Source organism: Pedobacter nyackensis (assembly GCF_032678475.1).
In the GTDB taxonomy this organism is placed as follows: domain Bacteria; phylum Bacteroidota; class Bacteroidia; order Sphingobacteriales; family Sphingobacteriaceae; genus Pedobacter; species Pedobacter nyackensis_A.
The window spans coordinates 360,898-384,949 of sequence record NZ_JAVTSF010000005.1; the positions used below are offsets into that span (position 1 = coordinate 360,898).

Annotated in this window: 22 protein-coding genes; 10 read left to right on the top strand and 12 right to left on the bottom strand. The window is 39.1% G+C overall.

Annotated elements, in window-relative coordinates; genetic code table 11:
- Positions 1 to 36: 36 nt before the first annotated feature.
- From R2Q84_RS17835 to R2Q84_RS17875, 10 genes are all read left to right on the top strand, one after another.
- Positions 37 to 810, top strand: a complete 774-nt coding sequence (locus R2Q84_RS17835; RefSeq protein WP_316817938.1) for a polysaccharide biosynthesis/export family protein — start codon at positions 37 to 39, stop codon at positions 808 to 810.
- The gene (locus tag R2Q84_RS17840) at positions 807 to 3,176 is read left to right on the top strand and encodes a polysaccharide biosynthesis tyrosine autokinase (RefSeq protein WP_316817939.1); all 2,370 of its coding nucleotides are present in this window, start codon (positions 807 to 809) and stop codon (positions 3,174 to 3,176) included. The genes R2Q84_RS17835 and R2Q84_RS17840 overlap by 4 nt, the downstream gene beginning before the upstream one ends.
- A gap of 10 nt (positions 3,177 to 3,186) precedes the next feature.
- Positions 3,187 to 4,308: a glycosyltransferase family 4 protein gene (locus R2Q84_RS17845; protein ID WP_316817940.1), complete on the top strand. Its 1,122-nt coding sequence runs from the start codon at positions 3,187 to 3,189 to the stop codon at positions 4,306 to 4,308.
- On the top strand, positions 4,301 to 5,722 hold the full coding sequence (locus tag R2Q84_RS17850; protein WP_316817941.1) for an exosortase Y-associated Wzy-like protein: 1,422 nt from the start codon (positions 4,301 to 4,303) through the stop codon (positions 5,720 to 5,722). Before R2Q84_RS17845 ends, R2Q84_RS17850 begins: the two co-directional genes overlap by 8 nt.
- 80 nt (positions 5,723 to 5,802) lie before the next feature.
- Complete coding sequence (locus R2Q84_RS17855; protein ID WP_316817942.1) at positions 5,803 to 6,954, top strand: XrtY-associated glycosyltransferase XYAG1; 1,152 nt, start codon at positions 5,803 to 5,805, stop codon at positions 6,952 to 6,954.
- Positions 6,935 to 7,810 carry a glycosyltransferase family 2 protein gene (locus tag R2Q84_RS17860; protein WP_316817943.1) on the top strand — a complete coding sequence of 292 codons (876 nt, stop codon included), beginning with the start codon at positions 6,935 to 6,937 and terminating at the stop codon, positions 7,808 to 7,810. Before R2Q84_RS17855 ends, R2Q84_RS17860 begins: the two co-directional genes overlap by 20 nt.
- A complete protein-coding gene (locus R2Q84_RS17865) occupies positions 7,797 to 8,363 on the top strand; it encodes a WcaF family extracellular polysaccharide biosynthesis acetyltransferase (RefSeq protein WP_316817944.1) in 567 nt (188 codons plus the stop codon). Before R2Q84_RS17860 ends, R2Q84_RS17865 begins: the two co-directional genes overlap by 14 nt.
- A 5-nt stretch (positions 8,364 to 8,368) precedes the next feature.
- Positions 8,369 to 9,352 (top strand): MraY family glycosyltransferase, encoded by a 984-nt coding sequence (locus R2Q84_RS17870; RefSeq protein WP_316817945.1) that lies wholly within the window; start codon positions 8,369 to 8,371, stop codon positions 9,350 to 9,352.
- A 56-nt stretch (positions 9,353 to 9,408) separates the two neighbouring features.
- The gene (locus R2Q84_RS25260) at positions 9,409 to 9,633 is read left to right on the top strand and encodes a DUF4143 domain-containing protein (protein ID WP_410478431.1); all 225 of its coding nucleotides are present in this window, start codon (positions 9,409 to 9,411) and stop codon (positions 9,631 to 9,633) included.
- 241 nt (positions 9,634 to 9,874) lie between these two features.
- On the top strand, positions 9,875 to 11,167 hold the full coding sequence (locus R2Q84_RS17875; RefSeq protein WP_316817946.1) for a nucleotide sugar dehydrogenase: 1,293 nt from the start codon (positions 9,875 to 9,877) through the stop codon (positions 11,165 to 11,167).
- A 1-nt stretch (position 11,168) separates the two neighbouring features.
- Here R2Q84_RS17875 and R2Q84_RS17880 read toward each other — a convergent pair whose 3' ends face one another.
- The 12 genes from R2Q84_RS17880 to R2Q84_RS17935 form a co-directional block, all read right to left on the bottom strand.
- The gene (locus R2Q84_RS17880; protein ID WP_316817947.1) at positions 11,169 to 12,776 is read right to left on the bottom strand and encodes a gliding motility protein RemB; all 1,608 of its coding nucleotides are present in this window, start codon (positions 12,774 to 12,776) and stop codon (positions 11,169 to 11,171) included.
- Between the two features lie 2 nt (positions 12,777 to 12,778).
- Positions 12,779 to 14,731, bottom strand: a complete 1,953-nt coding sequence (locus tag R2Q84_RS17885; RefSeq protein ID WP_316817948.1) for a nucleoside-diphosphate sugar epimerase/dehydratase — start codon at positions 14,729 to 14,731, stop codon at positions 12,779 to 12,781.
- 73 nt (positions 14,732 to 14,804) lie between these two features.
- Positions 14,805 to 15,761: a glycosyltransferase family 4 protein gene (locus R2Q84_RS17890; protein ID WP_316817949.1), complete on the bottom strand. Its 957-nt coding sequence runs from the start codon at positions 15,759 to 15,761 to the stop codon at positions 14,805 to 14,807.
- Positions 15,761 to 16,621, bottom strand: coding sequence for a glucose-1-phosphate thymidylyltransferase RfbA (gene rfbA, locus R2Q84_RS17895; RefSeq protein WP_316817950.1), 861 nt, complete (start codon positions 16,619 to 16,621; stop codon positions 15,761 to 15,763). The genes R2Q84_RS17890 and rfbA overlap by 1 nt, the downstream gene beginning before the upstream one ends.
- Entirely contained in the window at positions 16,621 to 17,490 is an 870-nt protein-coding gene (rfbD, locus tag R2Q84_RS17900; protein ID WP_316817951.1) for a dTDP-4-dehydrorhamnose reductase, read from the bottom strand. Before rfbD ends, rfbA begins: the two co-directional genes overlap by 1 nt.
- A complete protein-coding gene (gene rfbC, locus R2Q84_RS17905) occupies positions 17,487 to 18,032 on the bottom strand; it encodes a dTDP-4-dehydrorhamnose 3,5-epimerase (protein ID WP_316817952.1) in 546 nt (181 codons plus the stop codon). Before rfbC ends, rfbD begins: the two co-directional genes overlap by 4 nt.
- The gene (gene rfbB / locus R2Q84_RS17910) at positions 18,032 to 19,087 is read right to left on the bottom strand and encodes a dTDP-glucose 4,6-dehydratase (protein ID WP_316817953.1); all 1,056 of its coding nucleotides are present in this window, start codon (positions 19,085 to 19,087) and stop codon (positions 18,032 to 18,034) included. The genes rfbC and rfbB overlap by 1 nt, the downstream gene beginning before the upstream one ends.
- A 38-nt stretch (positions 19,088 to 19,125) precedes the next feature.
- Complete coding sequence (locus R2Q84_RS17915) at positions 19,126 to 20,037, bottom strand: NAD-dependent epimerase/dehydratase family protein (RefSeq protein WP_316817954.1); 912 nt, start codon at positions 20,035 to 20,037, stop codon at positions 19,126 to 19,128.
- 2 nt (positions 20,038 to 20,039) lie between these two features.
- Entirely contained in the window at positions 20,040 to 21,302 is a 1,263-nt protein-coding gene (locus R2Q84_RS17920) for a glycosyltransferase family 4 protein (RefSeq protein ID WP_316817955.1), read from the bottom strand.
- Between the two features lie 2 nt (positions 21,303 to 21,304).
- Positions 21,305 to 22,450 carry a non-hydrolyzing UDP-N-acetylglucosamine 2-epimerase gene (gene wecB, locus R2Q84_RS17925; RefSeq protein ID WP_316817956.1) on the bottom strand — a complete coding sequence of 382 codons (1,146 nt, stop codon included), beginning with the start codon at positions 22,448 to 22,450 and terminating at the stop codon, positions 21,305 to 21,307.
- A 34-nt stretch (positions 22,451 to 22,484) separates the two neighbouring features.
- Positions 22,485 to 23,603, bottom strand: coding sequence for an NAD-dependent epimerase/dehydratase family protein (locus R2Q84_RS17930; protein WP_316817957.1), 1,119 nt, complete (start codon positions 23,601 to 23,603; stop codon positions 22,485 to 22,487).
- 3 nt (positions 23,604 to 23,606) lie between these two features.
- Entirely contained in the window at positions 23,607 to 24,044 is a 438-nt protein-coding gene (locus tag R2Q84_RS17935; protein WP_316817958.1) for a WxcM-like domain-containing protein, read from the bottom strand.
- Positions 24,045 to 24,052: the final 8 nt, after the last annotated feature.

The following is a 24,052-nucleotide window of genomic DNA, read 5'->3' on the forward strand; positions in this document are numbered from 1 at the left end:
TAGCCTATTGCTAAAAAAATTAAACTTAATTTCATTATGCATATTGGTAATAAACCGGCACTTTCAATTGCTATAATAACCAGCGTAACACTTGGTTTTTCCTGCGCAAATAAACAGCAACAATTATTGTTCGACACGAAAACTCATGTTGCTACAATAAAGAGCAGCAATCTTCCAAAAAGTACTCATTACATACAACCGCAGGATCTGTTACAGATCAGAAATCTACAGAACCGAAAATATATTATACAAGAACCGTTCATAGTAAACACACAACACTCTGGTGCCGACGACCATCTTTACGAAGTACAGGCCGACAGTACCATTGCCCTCCCCGTATTAGGTCGTGTAAAAGTCGCTGGCCTTAACCGTTTCGAAGCTGCAAAGCACATTGAAATGCTTTACAGCATTGAGCTCAAAGCCCCAATGATAGCGCTAAAAATCGTTAATCTTAAAGTAACATTAATTGGCGAAGTCAAAAACCAGGGAAACTATCCCCTGGTAAAAGACCATACATCATTGATGGAAGTGATCGGTACTGCCGGTGGAATTACGGATAAAGGCAACGTAAGAAATGTAAAAATCATTCGTGGAACCTCAGACAAACAAGAGATTAACACATTCGACCTAAGTAACATAAAAACACTTTCAGATCCGGGAATCATCCTGCAGAACAATGACATCATTTATGTGGCACAACACAAAAAAGCCATCAGAAACGAAAAACTACAAAGCATATCTGCCATCCTGCAACCCGTCATTACACTTCTAAATACCGTATTGATCATTCACACCCTTAGCCGCCGATGATGAATAAAGAAATCGATTACCTTAAAGTATCGCGTATACTTCTTAGTCGCTGGTATCTGTTAGCAGGAATGCTAGCCTGTGCGTTACTAATCGCCTACACTTACTTATGGTACTGCCCTAAAACTTATTCCACATCCGGGATACTTAAATTTGAAGAAAAAAAACCTGAGCTATCCGATCTGGTAAAGGTGATGAACAATACCACGCGCAGCCCGGCCAGTTTACAAAGCGAAAAATCCATCATACACAGCAGGAACATATTACTGGATGCCATCAAACACATAGATTATCAAATCAGCTTTTACACAAAAGGCAAATTCCGAAATAAGGATCTGTATCCGCAAAAACCATTACACATTAAGCTGGTTAAACCAGGCAAACAAACGGGTACCGAAAGCCTGATTAGTTTCAAAGCGATAAACATAAAGACCTTCCGCCTGAGCTGGAATGCTGAAGGTAGGAAAATTGAACGCAACTTTAGGTACAACAGCCTTATCAGTATTCACAACACCAGCTTTACCATCCAACACAACAGTGCTTTAAGCCTGGACAGCACCTACCTATTTAGATTTAACACTCCAGAAACACTGTTAGAGCGGGTAAACGAGGGACTACAAACAACTGAGGCCGTTAAAAATTCAAATATAATTAGCCTCTGTCAAACAGATACCAACCCTTATTTCGCCGCCGATATACTAAATGCCATCATGCATGCTTATCTGAACTATGATCAACATCAGAAAACACAGTCGGCTACACAAATGATCCATTTTATAAATACCCAGCTAGACTTCCTTTCTACGGAAGTAAAGGATGCTGAAACAGCACTTGAAAAGCATAAACAACACTCCGGCATCATGGATATCCGAATTTCAGCAAACCTCAGCTTATCAAAACTGAGTGATCTGGAGGCACAACATACCGCTTTAAAAATACAGGAGATTTCGATCTTGCAATTAAAAAAACAAATCAGTGAAAACACAAAGGAGGTAACCCCAAATCTCAACCTGGAAGGACATGTTGAGCCGTTGCTCAGCACATTAATCCTTAACCTGAATAATCTGCTGAGTGACAAACACCTCCTGCTAAAAACGTATACCAACACATCTATACCTATACAGGACATAAACATACAGATCACAAAAGTTAAAAATGCTGTTTTACAAAACATCAATGCATCCTGGGAAAGACTTCAGAAAAACATGCATCATCTGGATAGCCGTATACAGTTATTAAACCGACAAACAGCCACGCTTCCTGCTACAGAAAAGAACCTGGTTAGCCTGGGCCGGGATTTTGAAATCAATGAAAAAGTATACTCTTTCCTGTCTCAAAAGAAACTCGAAACACAAGTCAACCGCGCCGCCGTTTTGCCCGCTGCCACCATCATTGAACAGGCGCAGCCCAACGACATACCTATCACACCAAACCAAGCTAAGGTTTACCGGACAGCAGTTATTTTAGGGCTTTTAGCCGGGATAATTATCATCATCCTGCTCAGAACATTGACACCTTACATTTACAACAAGGAAATTGTTCTATCTGCAACAAGCATCCCCATCGCGGGAATCATCAGGAAATCCACAGGAACAATAGATGAGTATAACCCACACATACTGAATTTAGTTCAGCAACGAACGGTCTTTGCCGAATCGGTACGTGCCCTGCGCAGCTCTATTAATATGTTTGCTCCCGAAAAAAAGAGTAAAATCATCTGCATCACCTCTGAAATTGCAGGAGAAGGAAAATCCTTTGTTGCCCTTAACCTGGCCGGAAGCCTGGCCATGATCAATAAAAAAGTAATAATTATTGGGGCCGACCTGCGACGACCAAAACTACATATGGCTTTTACCAGTTCGAACACGTCAGGCCTCAGCACTTACCTGTCCAGCGCATATACCATCGATCAAATTATCCAGCAGACTAACCACAAAAACCTTGATTTCATTAACTCAGGACCAATTCCTGATCACCCGGCAGAATTACTGCACAATGGAAAAATAGATAAACTGATCAGCGAACTCAGGGATAGATATGAAATGATACTCATTGATACAGCTCCCGTTGGCATGGTATCAGATGCCATTTCCTTATGCTGTAAAAGCGACATCAATCTGTTCGTAATACGGTATGGGAAATCCAAACGTAAAACACTAAGTACAGCTCAGGGACTAGCCATCAAGTACAACTTAAGCAACATGGCTATAGTGCTGAATGCTTTTGAAGAAAACCGACTGCACGCGAGCTGTTACAAAGCTGATGCAGACCAGAGCGTTCAGCATCACTGCACCGACTACAACAACTATAAAAATTCGGGCTATTATGAAAATGAGCCGAGGTTAAATTGGTGGAACATCCGCAGCTAAAAAGATAAATATGTCTAAAAGAATACTAATCCTTAGTCCCGAAACATTCAATGCCGCCGGCGGCATCCAAAGTATGAGCCGTACGTTTGCCCACATTTTACATGAATGGTGTCAAAAAAACAGTTACAACCTACATTTGTATGTTTTAAATGATGCTGCCAATGTAACCAGCAGTCCCTATCTACCACCTGCTTACTTCAAAGGTTTTGGAAAGAACAAAATATGGTTTACCCTACAAAGCATCTGGAACGGACTAAATGCCGAGATCGTAGTACTTAGTCATGTTAACCTCTCCTTCCCTGCTGTTGTCATCCGCTTACTACGTCCCTCCTGCAAAATATGGCTTATTGCCCATGGCACAGAAGTGTGGCGCCCATTGTCGGGCTGGAAAAAGACCATCTGGGAAATTGCAGATCGTTTTATTTGTGTCAGCAACTTTACAAAAGATAAAATCATTACACTGCATCATGCAAATCCGGCACATTGTACCGTATTAAACAACATTTCCGACCCATTTATACAACCACCCGAAAATCTACGGAAACCAATCTACCTGTTAGAACGCTATGGACTAGCATCTACCGATAGAGTAGTCTTCACGCTAACCAGGATGAGTGTTCATGAAAAGGCCAAGGGATATGATCAGGTGATCCGGGCGATCGGAAAAATCAGACAACACTTCCCAAACCTGCTATATATACTCGCAGGACCATGGAACAAAAATGAAAGAGAGCGCATAGAGCAGCTGGCTGCAAGCGTCGGACTAGGCGATAATTTTATACTGGTAGGCTACATCAAAAAAGAAGAGTTGTCGGACCACTACCTCCTGGCCGACGTATTTGTTTTACCCAGCAAAAAAGAAGGTTTCGGAATTGTCTTTACGGAAGCCATGGCACATGGCCTCCCAATAATCTGTGGTAATAAAGATGGCAGTACAGACGCAGTTTGCCACGAAGGATTAGGAACAACAATCGATCCCGATGATGCTGAAGCACTCGAACTAGCCTTAAGAAGAATGCTCCACCGTAGCTTAACGGCTGAATTCCGCAAAAGCATTCAACAGGAGGCCCTAAAGCATTTCAATAAGCAACAGTATACCAATACATTAGCTAAACTGATCACAAATGAATAACAACCAGACGCCTACACCATACGTAATGCTATTTGTTCCATGGCTATTATCACTGCTATTCATGGATTATCCCTTCATCTCTTATCTGCTGGCCTGGCTGGGTTCTTTTCTAATTTTTTACATCAGCCTTAGCGGAAAGATCAAGGCTTTGCCCAGCGACCTCCCATTTGCAGCACAACTGATGCGCCCATTGATCCTGGTACAACTCATTTTTGCCGGCTATATGTCCTGCACCTCTATCTTTTATTTTATAGAATTAGTACATACCCTCCCAGATACCAGCGTCACAAACGGCACAAGCACGCTTCACCTCACTGCGCAATGCCAACGACACTACTCCCTGGCACATGCTGCTTTTGTAACCGGAATACTGCTTTTTTTGCCACCCACACCTATACATAAATATTCCTACATCACCCCACAGCCAGGCAAACTGATCTTTAGTATCAGTATCATCGGCATTTGCCTTTCTTATCTGCTAAGCAAGCTCGAAGGACTCGAACAGCTTTCCCATCAGTTCAACACCTTAAGCGCCATTGCCGGTACCCTTGCTTTAACCTATGCCATAACTGAACGAAAAATCATACACATTTCTTGTTGCCTGCTCATTTATGGAATGAACTTTTATCATGCACTAATTTCGGGTTTTAAAGAGCCCATTATTCTAAGTATTGTGGTCCTCGCCATTTTCCTATACCCAAGCTACAAGAGAACAGTAATATTTGTCTTTCTACCTTTATTATTTTCGCTTTTTTTCCTCTTGCCCACATACAACCGGATTTTCAGGGAACAAGCCTGGTCTGGCGGACTTTCCGTAACACAAGCAGGACAGCTGGCACTTTCCGCTACTTTCGACGAAGAAAACACGGACAATAACCTCGCATTTTTCACAAACAGACTTAGTGAAATCAGCATGTTTACTAAATATGTTCAATCCACACCCAATAACGTTGATCATTATGGCTTTGACCTGGTTCATCAATCCTTACAGTCGATCATTCCCCGTGTATTCTGGCCGTCCAAACCTAATACCGAACAACTGGTTATGGAACGTGTTTATAAAGCCGGAGTGATAAACGAAGCATCAAAAGTTTCCGCTAAGCCTGCTTTTGTTGTTGATGCCTACCTCTCGGGAGGCATCCCTGGCATCTTCATTTGCCTGTTCAGTTATGGCGCAATGTGCCAGCTGATCAGCAATAAGGCAGAGGAACTGTTTGGTGGTTACACCCTTGGCATTGCATTGATATTTACCGGGTTATTTCAAATCTTCTGGCGCGGACAGAGTTTCGAGTTTTTAATCAATTCTGTGTTCTGGAGTTACATCAGTATGTACCTTATTTTCTGGACACTCCGTTTTTTTGCTGTTGTCATACCCTCTGCTGTCGTCATGCCGGCGAAGGCCGGCCCCTCTTAGCGCTTGCGAGATACCGGCCTTCGCCGGCATGAAGAATTGCACACTATAGCATCACAACCGAAAAAATTAAATACAAACTCATGAAAATACTGCAAATCAACGCGTTGTACAAACCTGCTTACATTTATGGTGGCCCCACCATGTCAGTATCTGCACTTAGCGAACAGCTCGCAAAAAATGGCTATAACATTGAGGTATTTACAACAACAGCCAACGGAAAAACTGAACTACCTGTCATCAAAAATACCATTCAACAAGTCAACGGTGTGGGGGTCTGGTATTTTCAACGCATCAGTAAAGACCACAGCCATTTCGCACCATTACTCCTGCTTGCACTCTTGAAAAGGGCCAGATCATTTGACCTCATTCATATCCATACCTGGTGGAACCTTGTTTCTGTTCTTTCTTGCCTGATAGCTATTTGTCGTGACATTCCTATCGTCCTATCACCACGTGGCACACTCAGCCATTATACCTTTAACCACAATGGTAAGTTTATAAAAAAGCTTTTTCATGCCCTTGCAGGAAGATTTCTGCTCAACCACTGTCACATCCATTGTACTTCAAAAAGAGAACAACTGGTCGTTGCCCGATTGATTAAACCACTAAACGTTTTCAACATTTATAACTTAGTACAATTCGGGAATCAAAGCCAAACCCCATTTCGAAAAGAAGCTCAACTCAAATTACTTTACCTATCCCGCATTGCGCCCAAAAAGGGTATTGAACTCCTGCTTAACGCCTTATCCGAAAGCCATATTCCCTGGCAACTCAGCATTGCAGGAGATGGAAACCAGGCTTACATAAACCAATTGAAGGCGCTGAGTCGACAATATGAAATCGAGGATCACATCCAATGGCTTGGCTTCAAAGAACAGGACAAATTCGAACTGATGGCCCAACACGAGGTATTGATCCTACCCTCCTATGATGAAAATTTCGGCAATGTAATTATAGAAAGTCTTTCCGTAGGAACCGCAGTCTTAGTCAGCAATAAAGTCGGACTAGCCAGCTATATCCAGAAAAACAACCTGGGTTGGGTATGCAATACCAACAGCCGTTCGGTTAAAGACAATCTTAACAACATATACCAGCATCCGGAAATACTTCATAGCATCCGAAAATTTGCGCCCGAAATAATAGCAAACGACTTTAATAAAGACCTGCTCATCAGGCAATACTTCAACATGTATCAGCAAATCAAGCAAAAGAATGGGAAAAAACATGATTAACCAGCATTATTCCTTTATCATTTTAACCCATGATGAGGAGATACATTTACCTCGATTGCTAAATTCAATCTGTAATTTAAACGCCGCAGTTTACATCCTCGATTCCGGGAGTACCGACCAGACCATTCCTATTGCACAACAGTTTGGCGCCCAAATCAGGCAGTTTCCATTCAGCAATCATCCTCAGCAATGGCACCATGCCCTGGAACATTTTGACATCCGTACACCATGGGTAATCGGACTAGATGCCGATCAGATATTATCAACAGAACTGAATCAACTATTGCTTGACTTTAAGGATAAAAACTACAGCAATATAGATGGAATCTATTTTAACAGAAAAAACTATTTCAAAGGAAAATGGATACGTCATGGTGGCTATTTCCCTTTTTATCAGCTAAAAATGTTCAGGGCCGACAAAGCTATTTCCGATTTAAATGAAGGTATGGATCACCGGTTTATTGTTAACGGTAAAACCCTAATCTGGGAAAAAGGCTGCCTAATAGAAGAAAATTTAAAGGAAAACAACATCAGCTTCTGGATAAACAAGCACAACACCTATAGCAACCTCTTGGCCAAGGAAGAAATAGAACGGAAATTATTCTTGCGAAAGCAAATCTTAAAACCCTTGTTTTGGGGTAACCCCGATCAAAAGAGAGCCTGGTTAAAAAAACTTTGGTGGCAGATGCCGCTATTTGTCCGACCTGCACTTTATTTCAGCTGGCGCTATATATTCAGATTAGGTATACTGGATGGTTACCAGGGCTTCCTCTTTCATTTCCTGCAAGGTTTCTGGTTCAGATTAATTGTTGATGTCAAAATAAGAGAAATGACAAAAAACCATGAGCAAAACTAATCTTTCTTTTTACGTAAAGCCCGCATTAAACCTTAAACATGGTTTCATTAAAAGAACCTTTTGGTTCATCATCAATGCCTGGGTTTTCAAAACTTCCCTATTTCCCAGCAGTCGGTTAAAAGTACAGCTATTACGTTGGTTTGGTGCCAGCATTGGGAAATCTGTTGTCATTAAGCCCTGTGTCAATATCAAATACCCCTGGCTGCTTCAAATCGGAGACCATTCATGGATTGGAGAAAAAGTATGGATTGATAACCTTGTTGCCGTTTGTATTGGTCATCATGTCTGTATTTCCCAGGGTGCTTTGTTACTTACGGGAAGCCATAACTATAAGGACCCGCGGTTTGAACTGATCAAAGGTCGCATCATCATCGCCGATGGAGTGTGGATTGGTGCCAGAGCAATCGTCAATCAAGGTATTACTGTCAAGTCACATGCTGTACTCTCCGCAGGATCTGTAGCCACAAAACAACTCGAAGCTATGTCCATTTACCAGGGCAATCCAGCCATAAAAGTAAGGAAGCGCATCTTTAACAATCCGTCCCCTAACTGAACAACATGGCTACAACTCTCTGTTTTGAGCATTACCCGATATACGCTATAAGTATACTGATCAGTTCCTTTCTCTTCACCTTTCTCATTATTCCCTCCATTATACATGTTGCCCGCAACAGGCATTTGTACGACGATCAATCCCATTCCAGAAAAATCCATACCCCAGGCATTTCCCGCCTGGGTGGTATAGCTATCTTTATCAGCTTTGTCATTACATTACTACTGTTTGGTACCAAAAGTTCCTTATTCCCCTTCAATTACCTGCTCATTTCCTGCATTTTACTTTTTACCATCGGGATTAAAGATGATCTAACAGGCGTTGGTTATCTAACCAAATTCACTATCCAATTTTTAGCCGCATTTATCGTTGTCGTCCCTGGGAATATCCGAATTCAACGATTAGATGGTCTATTGGGGATTGATCTACTACAAAATTTCTCCTGTATAGTGCTCTCTATACTGACTATTATATTTATCGTCAATTCCTTTAACTTAATAGATGGAATTGATGGCCTGGCCGCAACCATCGGTATTGTTGCAAATACTGCATTTTCAATATTGTTTATATACATTCAACAATATGAAATCGCCACAATCTCCTTATCTCTCGTCGGAGCACTCTTAGGATTTATCAAATTCAACCTCAGTCCTGCAAAAATATTTATGGGCGATACCGGAGCCTTACTCATCGGATTAATCTCAGCAGTCATGGCCATTGAATTTGTAAGATCATTTCCTCTTCAGCAAAGCTTATTTCCGGAAACGCGTTCGGCACTCGGAATCGTCACAGCAATTCTGATTATTCCAATATCAGATACCATTAGGATAGTTGTTATTCGGCTCTCCAAAGGAAAGTCGCCCTTCAAAGCCGATCGAAACCACATTCATCACCTGATGCTAAAACTCGGTTTCACACCTCTGCAAGTCACCTTCATATTGGCCTTAATTAATATTATCCTCATTTTAGTGACCTTTCTTTTTTCCTAAACTAGCAGCTCAGCTACTCAGGCCGCTTCGCAAAGCACTCATCAAAAGTTATAAGTATAACTTTCACTAAAAAGCCAAAATTTTACTTCGAAAATACCGGGCTTAGAAATCCAATTATCGGATACAGTCCAAAAGACCTTGGCAAAATATTAGAGAATGTAGTGTACAACCACCTTTTATTTCTGGGATACACAATAAAAGTTGGTACCATGAACACCCAGGAAATTGACTTTGTGTGTGAACGCAACGGAGAACTATTATACGTAGCGAAACTACCATAGCGCGTGAATTCGGCAATCTGCTCCTTATATCCGACAACTATCCGAAAATTGTGGTTACCTACGACCAATTTACAGGAAATACCTATTAGGGCATTGAACATGTAAACATCAGGGACTTTTTAATGCGTAAAACGATCACGTAGTTTCCTTTTCACCTTATTCTTTATTCTGTTTTAACAATCGAGATTTTGCCTGTTCAAATCCCGATAGTATGATTTATATTTGCGTTCTATATTATACTATGTTAAACAATCAGCATCCAAAAATTGCGATCATCGGTTTAGGCTATGTAGGTCTGCCTTTAGCAATTGAATTCGCTAAAAAATATAATGTATTAGGATTCGACATCAACCAATCGCGTGTCGAAGAACTTAGCCAGGGTAAAGACCGCACACAGGAAGCCGATCTCCATGCTTTAAATACATTAATAAACGATCAAAAAGAGCAATCCGGTTTATCATTTTCTTTTAACAAAACAGATTTAAAACACTACAATGTATTCATTGTAACTGTTCCCACACCTATCGATCAATTTAAGTCTCCGGATTTGACGCCACTACTTAAGGCATCAGGAATGTTAGGCAGCATTTTAAAAACCGGTGATATCGTTATCTATGAATCTACAGTATATCCCGGTTGTACCGAGGAAGACTGTGTTCCCGTTCTGGAAAAATATTCAGGATTGAAGTTTAACCAGGATTTCTATTGTGGATATTCCCCTGAAAGGATTAACCCGGGAGATAAGATCAATACCCTGACTAAAATCAAAAAAGTAACTTCCGGCTCTACCCCTGAAATTGCTGAAGTAGTAGATCAATTGTATAAAAGTATAATCACCGCAGGAACACATAAAGCACCAAGCATTAAGGTTGCAGAAGCATCAAAAGCCATAGAAAATGCACAAAGGGATGTGAATATATCTTTTGTAAATGAATTGGCCCTGATCTTCGATCGTATTGGTATTGATACCAATGACGTAATTGAGGCCGCAGGCACCAAATGGAACTTTTTAAAGTATAAACCAGGTCTCGTTGGTGGTCACTGTATCGGGGTTGACCCTTACTACCTCGCACACAAAGCACAGGCTTTAGGCTATCATCCTCAGGTTATCTTATCCGGGCGTAGGGTAAACGACAACATGGGCCCATTCGTGGCTGATAAGGTCGTAAAATTAATGATCCAGAAAGACCAGAAGATTAAAGGAGCCAAGGCATTAATCATGGGGATCACCTTTAAAGAAAACTGCCCTGATGTGCGTAACACCAGAATTATTGATATCTATTATGAGTTGAAACAATTCGGCCTTGAGGTTGACATTTACGATCCATGGGCAGATCCGCATGAGGTACAGGAAGAGTATGGAATAAGCATAGAAACCAGTCTTAAAGAGACCGTTACTTACGATGCCATAATTGTCGCAGTTGCGCACCAGGAGTTCCTTAAATTCGATTATAAGAAGATAAGCAATACAAATTGTGTCATCTACGACACCAAAGCCTGCTTAGATAGATCTTTAGTAGACGGCAGGTTATAAGTTAAAAATCCTGATATAGATTTCTGAATGTACTACGGAGTCCAAAAGTAAATAATGCTGTATTGGTATTTTTCACATTGTTAGTTTCTCTCCTCAATACTCCGCCAATTTCCAACCTCAAGTTGTATTTCGGGTTTAGAAGATAAGATGCACGGCCTTCAGCAAAGTAAAGATCTGTTTTTATACCCTGACCAATTTTGTTACCATAATTGGCTACTCTGGTGTCATAGTCTTTAAAGATATCTTTACCGTAGTTCATTCCAGCGGGATCCAAGCCATAACGGGCATACATCATTTGTCCTTGAAAATCAAATCTTTTGTAGCTGTAGTTTAAAATTCCTAATACCTCTCTAAAGTTTGCTCCCATAGGATGGGCCAAAGGTTGGTTCATTGCGGCATAATTAGATAGTCTTTCAAAATGCGCATAAGTATATGGACGGGCGGTATTGAATTCAGCCAGGTAATTTAAATTCTCTACTTTAAACAAGTCCGAACCTCTAACCCCTAACTGCAACGCCCATTTATTAGCCCAATAGCCTTTGTTACTAAAAAACTCTTTAGCAGTAAACTCATCAATCATAAACTGACCATATACCGTTGTCTTGTCCAGTACCTCGTATTTGGTATTGATACCCAAACGCATTTTATCAGGAGAGCTCACATTAGCCCCTTCCACTGATCTTAGGAAAATAAAGGGATGTACATAATTGAAATCAAATCCCCTCTTACCTTCCGGTTCAGCATCCGCCCAGGTTACTGCCTGAAAAAAACCAATAGAGAAACGGTTAGTCGCATTCCAATCTATGTAATGCATGGCCGCCCATTTACCGCGGTCTCCTAATCTTCTGTCATTCGTTAATTTCTCTGCTCCCGGATCCAGCATATAGCCAAATACCGTTTGGTACTGCACATTTCCGAGCGTTGCCCTAATCCTTAAAAAGGAATAATTGGCGGCTACATCAGATAAAAGCATGGAACGATAACCATCACCAATAAAGTTCTTATCATAGCCCAAAGCTACGTTTAAATGCTTATTAGGCGTATAAGAAAGCAAAGCTGTTACGTAGGACCAGTCTTTTGTTTTCTTACCAAATTTCCCGCTCATCTCACTAGGCACAACCTGGTTTGCATTTATAAAATCGGTCAGATAATTGGCAAACACTCCCTGGTTTTCGAAACCATTGGTATAAAACGAGAATTTTTCTCCCACTGTACCACCAATCTGGAAACCTCTGGTATTCTTCCAGGTGCTTGCATTGTTCTTAAAATCACGGCCAATCTGAAAGTCAGGAAGAAAGTCAGCATATACCGTATAATCTTCTCCTTTAAAATTAAATAAATGTTCTTCCGTTAGTTTTCTGCGTACCCAGGAACGTTTGTTCAAAGAATCAGTCCCCATTTGCATCAGCTCCTGGTAACGATTTACCAATAAGGAATCATCTGCATAAAAACCTTTAATTGCCGAATGGGACCGACTGTTCACATCATACACAGAACGGTTTAACTTCTGATAAAACTGATAAGAATAGGGTATATTTACATTAGGAGTCTGTGCTTTTAAGTTTTGGAAAACTAAAGCCAATACACCTACTAACAGGAATTTCTTCATTTCTAGGAATTTTCTTCGACTGGCAATTTTATGTCCAGCTCTTCAAATACGGAATTTTTACTGATAAACTCAGGAACCATGGTCTTCATTTGTTTAACCACCTGCCTGTTATTACTGATTACAGCATATTGAATCAATTGATAAATCTGCGCTTCAATCTCATTAAACACATATTCCCTCACCTGTCCAATCATAATCTGTTCATGGTGGGTAGGTAAAGTTGTTTCACTATCATTTAACAATTCTTCAAATAGTTTCTCCCCTGGTCTCAGGCCCGAGTAGGCTATTTTAATGTCCTGATTGGGCACTAAACCTGCCAGTCGGATCATCTTTTTCGCCAGTTCCACTATCTTTACAGACTTGCCCATGTCAAACACATAAATCTCACCGCCTTTGCCCATACATCCAGCTTCCAAAACCAAACGACAAGCCTCTGGTATCGTCATAAAATAACGGGTAATTTCAGGATGCGTTACCGTAACCGGGCCTCCCTTTTCTATCTGTTGTTTAAAGCGTGGAATTACTGAACCGTTAGAGCCCAATACATTTCCGAAACGGGTTGTAATAAATTTAGTAATCGGCTTTACATTTCCTTCATTTAAATAACTCAATCCATTGGTGAAAATATGATCAGCTTTGGTCAACGAATTGTTTAAGGATTGTACATAAATTTCAGCAATACGCTTTGATGCCCCCATTACATTGGTCGGATTCACAGCTTTATCTGTAGAGATCATTACAAACTTTTGTACACCGTATTTCACCGAAAGATCGGCTATGGTTTTTGTTCCCCCAACATTGGTTTTAATTGCCTCTGCAGGATTGTCCTCCATTAAGGGCACATGCTTATAGGCCGCAGCATGATAAACATAGTGTGGTTTATATGTACTAAATAAAGACTCCATTCTCTTCACATCCCTCACATCCCCCATAAATGCATGAAAATTGGTACGCACATGCGTTTCCTCCAATTCCAGGTAGATGTCATGCAAAGCGGTTTCACTCTGGTCGCAAAGAATGATTAAGCCCGTTTCAAATTTCAACAACTGCCTTACAATCTCACTCCCAATAGAACCGGCAGCACCGGTAATCAGGATCCTTTTGCCTTTCAACTGATTCTGAATTCCATCTATATCAATCTGAATGGATTTTCGGTTCAGCAGGTCCTCAATATTAATGTTCTGAATTTGCGCTGTAGTTACATGTCCTTTTGCCCATACATCGGGCGAAGGAATATTTAATATCTTTACATTATTTTCAAGGCAAATATCAACAATCTCGTTCTTACGTTCCAGGGGAATCGTATAAGAGGCAAAAATGATTTCATCCACTTCGTGTTGCAAAATCAAGTCATGCAGGGAAGCAGCGTCTAAAATTTTCACTCCATCTATAGTCTTACCGACTTTTCGCAAATCATCATCCACAAAAGAAATAATTGTTTTATTTACTTTTGGATCATGGTCAAAAGTTCTTTTTGTGGCCACGCCTGCCTCTCCAGCACCATAGATGATCACTCTTATTTTGTCCAGATTAGCATTCTTAATGTACATAAAAAAGTACTTTACCACAATCCGGTAAATAATTAAAAACAAGAAGCTACATAGGGTATAAATAATTATGCTCACATTGCTCATAAACGGATCCAGATTAAAAACAATGAACAATGTATTAATGATAAATATGGCTAAAGAACTCAGTAAAACAGCAAACAAAATACGGAAAGAATCCTGTGCACTGGTATAACGAACGATTCCAGCGTAGGTTTTAACATTGTAAAAAACCAATGAATTCACCAAAAGCAATACCAATACGGTTTTATAAAGTGCTAATGCATTGATATCTTCCAGAATGAAATTATTCTTCAGAATTTTCGCAAAGACCACAGCCATGATACTCAAACATATATCAATGGCAAAAATAATCCAGCGCGATACGATTTGTAGTTTTGTAAACATAGAGGTTTTTGTTAACTCCACAAAGCTAACAATAATTGAACCAATCTTGAAATACCTACTTCTGGGTATTCCTCTAATGTAGCGTCAATTGATTAATTAGCGTTAATTTTTTCTTTAGGACCACATACAATAATGCGAGCGGGCTTACTGTAAGCAACAACAATCCGCCAAATCCAATAGGCAAATATATGACTATTAAAATAATTAAAGCCTGAAGGCTACCATATAACACCGAAACCCATAAATGAGGCCATTTTTGTTCGTTGGCAAGGATTTGATAAAAGTGTAATCTATGCGCTTCAAAAATATTCTGTTTCAACAACAAACGATGAATAATCGTTAAAACGGCATCGACGCCATATACGGTTAAAAACAAAATATAGGCATAATTTCCAGTGTCAAGTATGAGTTTAAAAATCAGGAATATGATCCAAAAAGCTATACTGATACTTCCTACATCCCCCGCAAAACATTTGGCCCGTTTACGAAAATTAAAAAAGAGAAAGACCAGGCAAGCTATAACTGGAATCCAAATTAAATCGGGCGTTATAAATGGTGTGATATAATAATTTACGAACTGCAATCCAGCTAAGACCACCAAACTATATAAACCTGTGATTCCATTTATACCATCCATAAAATTATAGGCATTGATGATACCGATAACCAATATATATAAGCAGATAGAAATATACCAGGGGCAAACCTGGAAAATATTTAAGAATAGAAATAACAATGTTACTGCCGTTAGGTGAAATAGTAACCTTATTTTATTTGACAACGTAACTCTATCGTCAATAAAACTGATCGTACCAATAATCAGCATCCCTATCACAGGCATCCAGAATTCAGGATGCAGAATCTGTATTGAAATCGCACCAAAAAGGAAGATAATCCCCCCTCCCCTAATAGTAACTTCTGTATGAGAACTTCTTTCATTTGGGCGATCTATAATATTGTAGCGATCTGCAACTCTAAAATAGATGCCCATTGCAATAAACATCAATATAAATAATAGAGTGTATAACATTACTTAATCAATTTTAACAGATAACTTCCGTAACCGCTCTTTACTAAAGGATCAGCAACCGCACGAAGTTGTTCCCTATTGATAAAGCCCATTCTATAAGCCACCTCCTCAATACAGCCAATCTTCAATCCCTGACGTTCTTCTATTACTTCAACAAATTGTCCAGCTTGCATAAGCGATTTAAAAGTACCCGTGTCCAGCCAGGCAGTTCCCCTACTCAACACACCTACTTTTAGATTTCCCTGCTCAAGATATACTTTGTTGACGTCAGTAATTTCATATTCTCCCCGCGGAGAAGGCTTAATATTTTTAGCAATTTCCACTACACTATTGTCATAGAAATACAAACCAGGAACAGCGTAATCAGATTTTGGGCTTAGTGGTTTTTCTTCTATCGAAATAGCTTTATTGTCTTTATCAAATTCAACAACACCATAACGTTCAGGGTCTGAAACCCTATAAGCAAAAACAACGCCTCCATCTGGATCTGCACTATTTTGCAACAGCTTTGTCATACCATCTCCATAAAAAATGTTATCACCCAAAACAAGTGCAACTTTATCCTGACCTATAAAATCAGCACCAATTACAAAAGCCTGGGCAAGGCCATTCGGTTCATGCTGTACGGCATAAGAAAATTTACATCCCAAGTTACTCCCATCCCCCAGCAATCGCTCAAAGTTAGGAAGATCATGTGGAGTAGAGATAATTAAAATTTCTTTAATACCAGCCAGCATTAAGGTTGACAATGGATAATAGATCATTGGCTTATCATAAACCGGCATCATTTGCTTACTCATCACCAGTGTCAAAGGATGCAACCTTGTGCCACTTCCTCCTGCTAAAATTATTCCTTTCATTATTTATTTTCCATTAGATTTAATTCCTGTATACATTTAACCAGGCTATCTCTCCAATTAGGAATTTCCAAGTCAAATGTCTTTTTAATTTTCGCCTTATCCATAACAGAAAATGCTGGCCGAACCGCTTTTGTAGGATATGCCGAACTTGGTATTGGATTAAGCTCCACGGTAATTTCACTAATATCAAAAATTGCCTTTGCAAAGTCGTACCAAGATGTGACCCCTTCGTTGCTATAATGATAGGTACCATAAGCCAGGTTTTCAGATTCTATAATATCTAAAATAGCTTCAGCTAAATCAATTGCGTAAGTTGGCGTTCCAACCTGATCTACAATTACTCCTAACTGGTCTCTTTCCCTACCCAATTTACGCATGGTTTTCACAAAATTATTTGCGAACTCTGAATAAAGCCAACTGGTTCTTAATATAAAATACTGGTCAAAAAGCTTAGAAACTTCCAGCTCTCCTTCCAGTTTAGTTTTTCCGTAAACGTTAATTGGGTTGGTTATATCTTCTTCATTAAGTAACTTCGGTAAGTTTCCTTCGAAAACAAAGTCTGTAGAAACATGCAGCAGTTTGGCCTTAAACTCCTTGCAAAACCTAGCCAGATTTCCCGCACCAGCTTTATTGATCTGTTCACACAAATCCATATCGTCTTCAGCTTTATCCACTGCTGTATAAGCTGCACAATTGATTACAAAATCGGGATTCTCTTTAGCGAACAATGCTGACAGACAATCAACATCTAAAATATTTCCTTCTATTTCATCCAAAAATAAAATAGAATTATACCCTCTTCTGCTACTGATCTTATCTATGCATTGCCCCAATTGTCCAAGACCACCAAAAACTAATATTTTCTTCATACTAATGTTGTAGAAAAAAAAGGTAATGACAAATCTTTCTCAGCTATTACCCGCTTATCTTCCTCAATTAGCCAATCAATTTCCAAATCAGGAGAAGCCAAATGAAATCCTTGTTCCGAGTCTTTATTATAAAAATTATCACATTTATAAAAGAACTCTGCAGTTTCACTCAGTACGGCAAATCCATGTAAAAATCCTCTCGGAATATATAGTTGCAGTTTATTTTCAGCACTTAAACGTACAGCCAAATGCTGACCATACGTTTTTGAATCTGGTCTAATGTCGACGACCACATCCAATACCTCACCTTGTAAAACTCTTACCAGTTTAGCCTGGGCATGCTCACCAGACTGGGCATGTAGTGCTCTAATTACTCCGTAAACAGAGTAACTTTGGTTATCCTGCACAAAATCAGCAGACATTCCTGTCACTCTTTCAAAAGTTGCAGAGTTAAAGCTCTCATAAAAATAGCCTCTATTATCCTCAAATAGCCGAGGTTTAATGATCAAACATCCCTCTAAAGCTGTCTCTTGTATTTCCATTAGTTACTGCTATACTGTTTATTGTAATAAGTCTGATAATTTCCAGAGGTTACATTCCTTAACCATTCTTCATTTTCCAGGTACCAATCTACTGTTTTTTCCAAACCCTCTTCAAATTGAAGGCTTGGAACCCAATTCAATTTATTTTGCAATTTCGACGAGTCGATAGCATAACGCAAATCATGCCCCGCCCTATCTGTTACAAAAGTGATAAGTTGAGCAGAAGTACCCATTTCACGTCCTAACTTTTTATCCATGATTTTACATAATAAATGGATCAAATCAATATTCTTCCACTCATTATGTCCACCTATATTATAAGTCTCACCCGTTTTTGCCTCATGGAAAATCACATCGATTGCCCTGGCATGATCTTCTACCCAAAGCCAATCGCGCACATTTTCCCCCTTTCCATATACTGGAACAGCTTGGTTATTTTTGATGTTGTTAATTGCCAAAGGAATCAACTTTTCAGGAAAATGGTGAGACCCATAATTATTTGAACAGTTAGATATTACCACATCTAATCCGTAAGTATCGTGATAAGCACTTACAAAATGATCTGAAGATGCTTTTGATGCCGAATATGGACTATGTGGATCATAAGCAGTGGACTCAGTAAACATACCTGTTTCATCCAGGGCACCATATACCTCATCTGTGGAAACATGGTAGAATCGCTTCTGATCATAAGCACCCTTCCAGTATTCCCTTGCTGCATTTAATAGATTTACAGTCCCGATAACATTCGTCATCACAAAAGCCGTAGGATCAGAGATAGATCTATCAACATGCGATTCCGCTGCTAAATGAATCACCGCATCAAAGTTTTCGACTCTAAAAATTTCAACCATCGCAGCGGCATCGGTAATGTCTGCTTTTACAAAACGATAATTAGGTTTATGCTCAATATCAGTTAAATTGGCCAGATTCCCTGCATAAGTTAACTTATCGAGATTCAGAATCTCATATTCCGGATAATTGTTCACAAAGCGACGAACCACATGCGAGCCAATAAATCCAGCCCCCCCCGTTACCAATATTTTCTTTTTCATAGTATCTTATTACAGTATTATTATTTAAATAGAACCTATTATTTTAGTTCTTTAAAAGAGTCTGCTGTTGTTCTTAATCCTTCTCTTGAGGGCACTGGCAATAGTGCATTTAGCCCCTCTTTTATCTTATGATTACTTACGACATAACTTTCAGTCATCTTATACAACCTTTCATTGGTCAAAGGTAAATGCAGCCAGCTGCCAATTCCTGCAGCTAACCGAACCAGCCCAATTGGAATACTGCAAAGTTTAGCCTTTTTTCCTAATGAATTGCCAAGAATCCTCACCACTTCGTTGGTAGATAAGGCCTCGTCATCAGCAACATTATATATTCCGGATGGAATGGATTCTTTTTCAATGATACGTTCAATAACAAAACATAGATTTTCGATGCTCAGAAAAGATCGCTTATTTTTAAAGGCCGCCAAAGGATAAGGAATACCTTTTTTTACAAACTGATAAAGAAGATTTAAGTTTCCCTTGTTCCCAGGACCGTGAATCATGCAAGGCCGAAGAATGATATAAGATTTTCCTTCAGGAAGAACTTGCTGTTCAATATATTTTTCCGCCATCAGTTTCGATTTCCCGTAATCTGTCTGGGGATTAGGCTTATCACTTTCACTTAGAATACCATCAACAGAGTCCGCAGCGGATTTCACGCTGCTAATAAATATAAATTTCGAAGCATGTGATTGCAGGAAGACGTCAAATAATTTTTTAGTAAGTTCATAATTTACACTATAATATTCCTGAGGATTTGAAGACTGCTTAAGATCATGTGCTTTTCCTGCCAGATGTACAATAACATCCGAATCTTTCAAACTATCAACTTGTATGTTCTCCAATTCTTTCCGGAGGACCGGTTGTATTGTCAATCCTTTATCCTTTAAATAGGGGATAAGATTTTGTCCAACAAAACCACTACTCCCGGTGATACGAACATTTTTCATAGTTACCTTTCTAAAATTTGATTGGCCAAATTGATGTACTGCTGAGTCACAGCTCTTTTAGAATATTCCTTTTCAATTAATTTATAACCATTTTCACCCAAGTTTTCCAGATGAGCTTTATTGCTCGCCGCCTCTTGTAAGAAATCAACTAACAACTGGCATTTTTCCTCAAAACTACCTCCATCAATTAAAAAGGCGCAATTAGCCGGGTTCAAAAAATTATAAATTGGTGTATTCCTACCAGATATGACGACTAATGGTTTTGCACATGCCATAATAGTATATACTTTTGAAGGAAAACCCTGTCCTTCCATTTCGGGTGACATAAATATGAAATGAGCATCCGCATAAGCAATCAGACTCGGCATTTGCTCCCTTGCCTGGTAAGGAATAAGGTGAACATTTTTTAAGTTATTTATTCTGACTTCGTTTTCAAGATATTCTTTCATGACACCTTCGCCAATTACCCAAAATTCTATTTTTTGATCAATTAGTCTCTTTGCTACCTCAAGTAAAGGTTTCCAATCCTGTGCATGTCCTATATTTCCCGCATACATCACTTTTAAAATACTATCTTTTTCAGGGAACAATCTCCTATCCAGATTTAATTGTTCTCCAGGAATCGGCCGAAACAGCTCGGTATCCACAAAATTAGGAATCACATGCAACTTTGCAGCATCTTTAAATCTTGGACGAATGGTATCGTAAAAAATTGAATCTATGGTTGTGACTGCATTTGATCTATTATAGACAAAGCACTCCATTGACTTAAGAAAATTGACAACAGGTTTGAACTTCAGTCCTCCCTGATTAATTAAAAAATCAGGATAGATTTCCTGGACGTTATAAATAACCTTGCATCCTTTAATTTTACCAATGATAATATTTATCAACCCTATAGTTAAGGGAGGTGAGGGTGACAAGATTAAGGAAACTCCCTTTTCTGCCAAACCCAGAATTAAAGACAGTAAATGCCAATACAAAAAGCCAATAACTCTTAAAATGGAGCTTTTAAACTTCTTTTGAGGAACATGAATAACACGAATATTATGGAATTTACTTTCGTAATACAGTCCCCAGCATTTTGCCTTAAGTGGTTGTTTTTCTAACTCTTCCTTCAATACATTGTAGTGAGGTGTAGTACTTAACACAACCACTTCATATCCGCTGTTCGCAAAATTTAAAGCAATGTCATTATACAGATAAGCCGTCGAAACACCATCCGGGCTAAAAACTATACTATGTATTAGGATTTTTTTTGCCATTATTAATTATTGGATTCCGACCAAACGACTCTTTTTATATAGTCAACATAGCTAATAATAATTTTGACCATCTTATCTGAGACGTTTGGCATGGAATAATCAGCAACTCTTCGGAAATTCCGTTCAGTTCCCCTTTTTTGATACTGCAGCTGAGTTAATCCCTGCATAATCCTTTCAGGATTCATTCCGACCATCATCACTGACGCTTCTTCCATCGCCTCTGGACGTTCGTGGGCATCCCTTATATTTAAAGCTGGGAAGTTTAAGATGGAGGACTCTTCTGAAATGGTCCCGCTATCAGATAACACTGCATACGATTTCATTTGTAAAGCATTGTAATCATTAAAGCCCAAAGGTTTTAAAAATTGAATTTCAGGACGCATTTTGATATTTTTTGCCTCGATCATGTTGCGGGTACGAGGATGGGTACTTACGATAATCGGATAGCCAAATTTCTCCGCAATAAGATTTAAACTATCCATTAAACCTCTGAAATTTTTATCACTATTTATATTTTCTTCACGATGTGATGAAACAACAAAATACTTATTCTCTTCTAAATTTAATCGGCTTAATACTTCCGATTTTTCTATATCAGGTAGATAGTGATTTAAAACCTCAAACATCGGTGAACCTGTTTTAATGATTCTATCTGCAGGCAATCCTTCTCTCAAAAGGTATTCCCTCGCGATGTCGCTATATGTTAAATTGATATCTGAGATGTGATCTACAATTTTCCTATTGGTCTCCTCTGGCACACGTTGATCAAAACAACGATTCCCGGCTTCCATATGAAAAATAGGAATGTGACGCTTTTTAGCCGGTATCGCACATAGACAACTGTTCGTGTCTCCCAGAACCAGAAAAGCATCCGGATTTTCACTAACCAGTAGAGGATCTATTTTTATTAGTATTTGTCCTATAGTTTCAACTGCAGAAGATCCGGCAGCATTCAGAAAATGGTCCGGCTTGCGTATAGCTAAATCATCAAAGAAAATCTGATTTAATTCGTAATCATAATTTTGTCCAGTGTGAACGATGATATGTTCGATAGCCTCAGAAGCATCAAGAGCTGCCATGACTCTGGCCAATCTTATAATCTCAGGCCTTGTGCCCACCACTGTCATCACTTTAAGTTTCGATTTCATCTTTTATGATTTACTAATATCTATGGTAATTAAATTAAACATTTTCAAAATAGGTATCCGGATCATTCGGATCAAAAAATTCGTTAATCCAGAAGTTAGTATACAATTCTTCCTCTCCTATATTTTTTATATTATGTGTATACCAAATAGGCATATCAACATATGCCGGTTCCATTCCATCCAAGTAAAAATCCAACACCTCTTCCGTACCGATTTTTCTCAATTGAATCAATGCCTTACCCTTAATCACGGCAAAACGTTCAATTTTACGTGTATGGTAATGATTGCCTCTTGTGATTCCTGGAACAGTGGTAGAAAAAGAGACCTGCCCTCCGACATTTAAACGGATCACTTCAACAAAAGTACCTCTTGGGTCTGCATGTTTAACAAACTTCACAGGGAAGTATTCCCTAATATTCATGTAACACCTAAATGTGTTAAATAGGTTCAGTTCAAACTGACTGTTTAATTCCGGGATCATACCTTGCTCGACATATTGGGTTTTATATCCTTGTAAAAGGCCAAGTATTTCCGATACTTTTTTCTGATCTGTGGCAGAGATATTAATCAAATCAACGGCAGAAGAGTTTCTGATTTCTGAGATCATTAATTTCACTAGATCCCCCACGTAGATAAGTCCAACTTCTCCATCTACTTCAATTTTAGGGGCTTCATTATGACAAATCTGATGACTGAAAGTCGCAATAAAAGAATTGTAATTAGGATGTCCGAAAGGCCCAAACACATTAGGAATTATCAATCCTGTAAATTTACCTTTTGATTTTTCTGCCCATTGAGCAAGCAGCTGTCTTCCTTCCTTTTTGCTTTTCCCATATAAGTTATCTCGTTCTTCCTGAGAAGAAGACGAAAATAACACATGCGCAACACTATCAGTGGCTTCCAAGGCTGCCACCAGTTTATTTATCAGAGCTATGTTGTTATCGTATATCTTTTGGGCATCATGATGTCTGTTCATCGCTGCAAGATGAATGATGACGTCACATTTAGATACAAAATCATTAAGCAGATTCTCGTCTTCGAAAAATTCACGTCTATACTCGACTCTTTCAAATTCTTCAGGAAAAAGCCCAATAGTATTATACAAATGCTGTCCAATAAAGCCAGCTTGTCCGGTTACTCCTATTTTTAACATAAATTATATTTTATTCCAGTCACACCAAAGCGCTTTATCAAAACGATAAGAGTCCAAAGAGGATTGTTCTACAGTAAAATCAGAGTACACGATCATTTTGGAATCAGGCATCAGGGCTTTTAAGCCAGTAGCATGTCCTCCCGGAACATGCAAAACCCCCATTGAATTTTCAGATAATACAAATTTCTTAGTCTCCAGAAGATCCGCAGGCTTTTCCCAGTTATCAGGTTGCACAACAAAAATAGTAAAACTTCCAGCCGTGACTAAAAACCATTTCTGTTCCTTTTTGTGTCCTTGCCATGCCCTTACAATATCCACAGTCGGATGCTCAATTATATACAACCTTTTCACTTCATCCAGACAAAAATCATTAACGAAAGAGAGTGAGCCTCTTTCGTCAACATGTTTCCCACCAGAGATAAATATAGGTTCTGCTACCATAATCTATA

Excerpts from the sequence above, each read along its gene's own strand:
- R2Q84_RS17835 (WP_316817938.1), top strand. The coding sequence starts at position 37 with ATGCATATTGGTAATAAACCGGCACTTTCAATTGCTATAATAACCAGC.
- R2Q84_RS17840 (WP_316817939.1), top strand. The coding sequence starts at position 807 with ATGATGAATAAAGAAATCGATTACCTTAAAGTATCGCGTATACTTCTT.
- R2Q84_RS17845 (WP_316817940.1), top strand. The coding sequence starts at position 3,187 with ATGTCTAAAAGAATACTAATCCTTAGTCCCGAAACATTCAATGCCGCC.
- R2Q84_RS17850 (WP_316817941.1), top strand. The coding sequence starts at position 4,301 with ATGAATAACAACCAGACGCCTACACCATACGTAATGCTATTTGTTCCA.
- R2Q84_RS17855 (WP_316817942.1), top strand. The coding sequence starts at position 5,803 with ATGAAAATACTGCAAATCAACGCGTTGTACAAACCTGCTTACATTTAT.
- R2Q84_RS17860 (WP_316817943.1), top strand. The coding sequence starts at position 6,935 with ATGGGAAAAAACATGATTAACCAGCATTATTCCTTTATCATTTTAACC.
- R2Q84_RS17865 (WP_316817944.1), top strand. The coding sequence starts at position 7,797 with ATGAGCAAAACTAATCTTTCTTTTTACGTAAAGCCCGCATTAAACCTT.
- R2Q84_RS17870 (WP_316817945.1), top strand. The coding sequence starts at position 8,369 with ATGGCTACAACTCTCTGTTTTGAGCATTACCCGATATACGCTATAAGT.
- R2Q84_RS17875 (WP_316817946.1), top strand. The coding sequence starts at position 9,875 with ATGTTAAACAATCAGCATCCAAAAATTGCGATCATCGGTTTAGGCTAT.
- R2Q84_RS17880 (WP_316817947.1), bottom strand. The coding sequence starts at position 12,776 with ATGAAGAAATTCCTGTTAGTAGGTGTATTGGCTTTAGTTTTCCAAAAC.
- R2Q84_RS17885 (WP_316817948.1), bottom strand. The coding sequence starts at position 14,731 with ATGTTTACAAAACTACAAATCGTATCGCGCTGGATTATTTTTGCCATT.
- R2Q84_RS17890 (WP_316817949.1), bottom strand. The coding sequence starts at position 15,761 with ATGTTATACACTCTATTATTTATATTGATGTTTATTGCAATGGGCATC.
- rfbA (WP_316817950.1), bottom strand. The coding sequence starts at position 16,621 with ATGAAAGGAATAATTTTAGCAGGAGGAAGTGGCACAAGGTTGCATCCT.
- rfbD (WP_316817951.1), bottom strand. The coding sequence starts at position 17,490 with ATGAAGAAAATATTAGTTTTTGGTGGTCTTGGACAATTGGGGCAATGC.
- rfbC (WP_316817952.1), bottom strand. The coding sequence starts at position 18,032 with ATGGAAATACAAGAGACAGCTTTAGAGGGATGTTTGATCATTAAACCT.
- rfbB (WP_316817953.1), bottom strand. The coding sequence starts at position 19,087 with ATGAAAAAGAAAATATTGGTAACGGGGGGGGCTGGATTTATTGGCTCG.
- R2Q84_RS17915 (WP_316817954.1), bottom strand. The coding sequence starts at position 20,037 with ATGAAAAATGTTCGTATCACCGGGAGTAGTGGTTTTGTTGGACAAAAT.
- R2Q84_RS17920 (WP_316817955.1), bottom strand. The coding sequence starts at position 21,302 with ATGGCAAAAAAAATCCTAATACATAGTATAGTTTTTAGCCCGGATGGT.
- wecB (WP_316817956.1), bottom strand. The coding sequence starts at position 22,450 with ATGAAATCGAAACTTAAAGTGATGACAGTGGTGGGCACAAGGCCTGAG.
- R2Q84_RS17930 (WP_316817957.1), bottom strand. The coding sequence starts at position 23,603 with ATGTTAAAAATAGGAGTAACCGGACAAGCTGGCTTTATTGGACAGCAT.
- R2Q84_RS17935 (WP_316817958.1), bottom strand. The coding sequence starts at position 24,044 with ATGGTAGCAGAACCTATATTTATCTCTGGTGGGAAACATGTTGACGAA.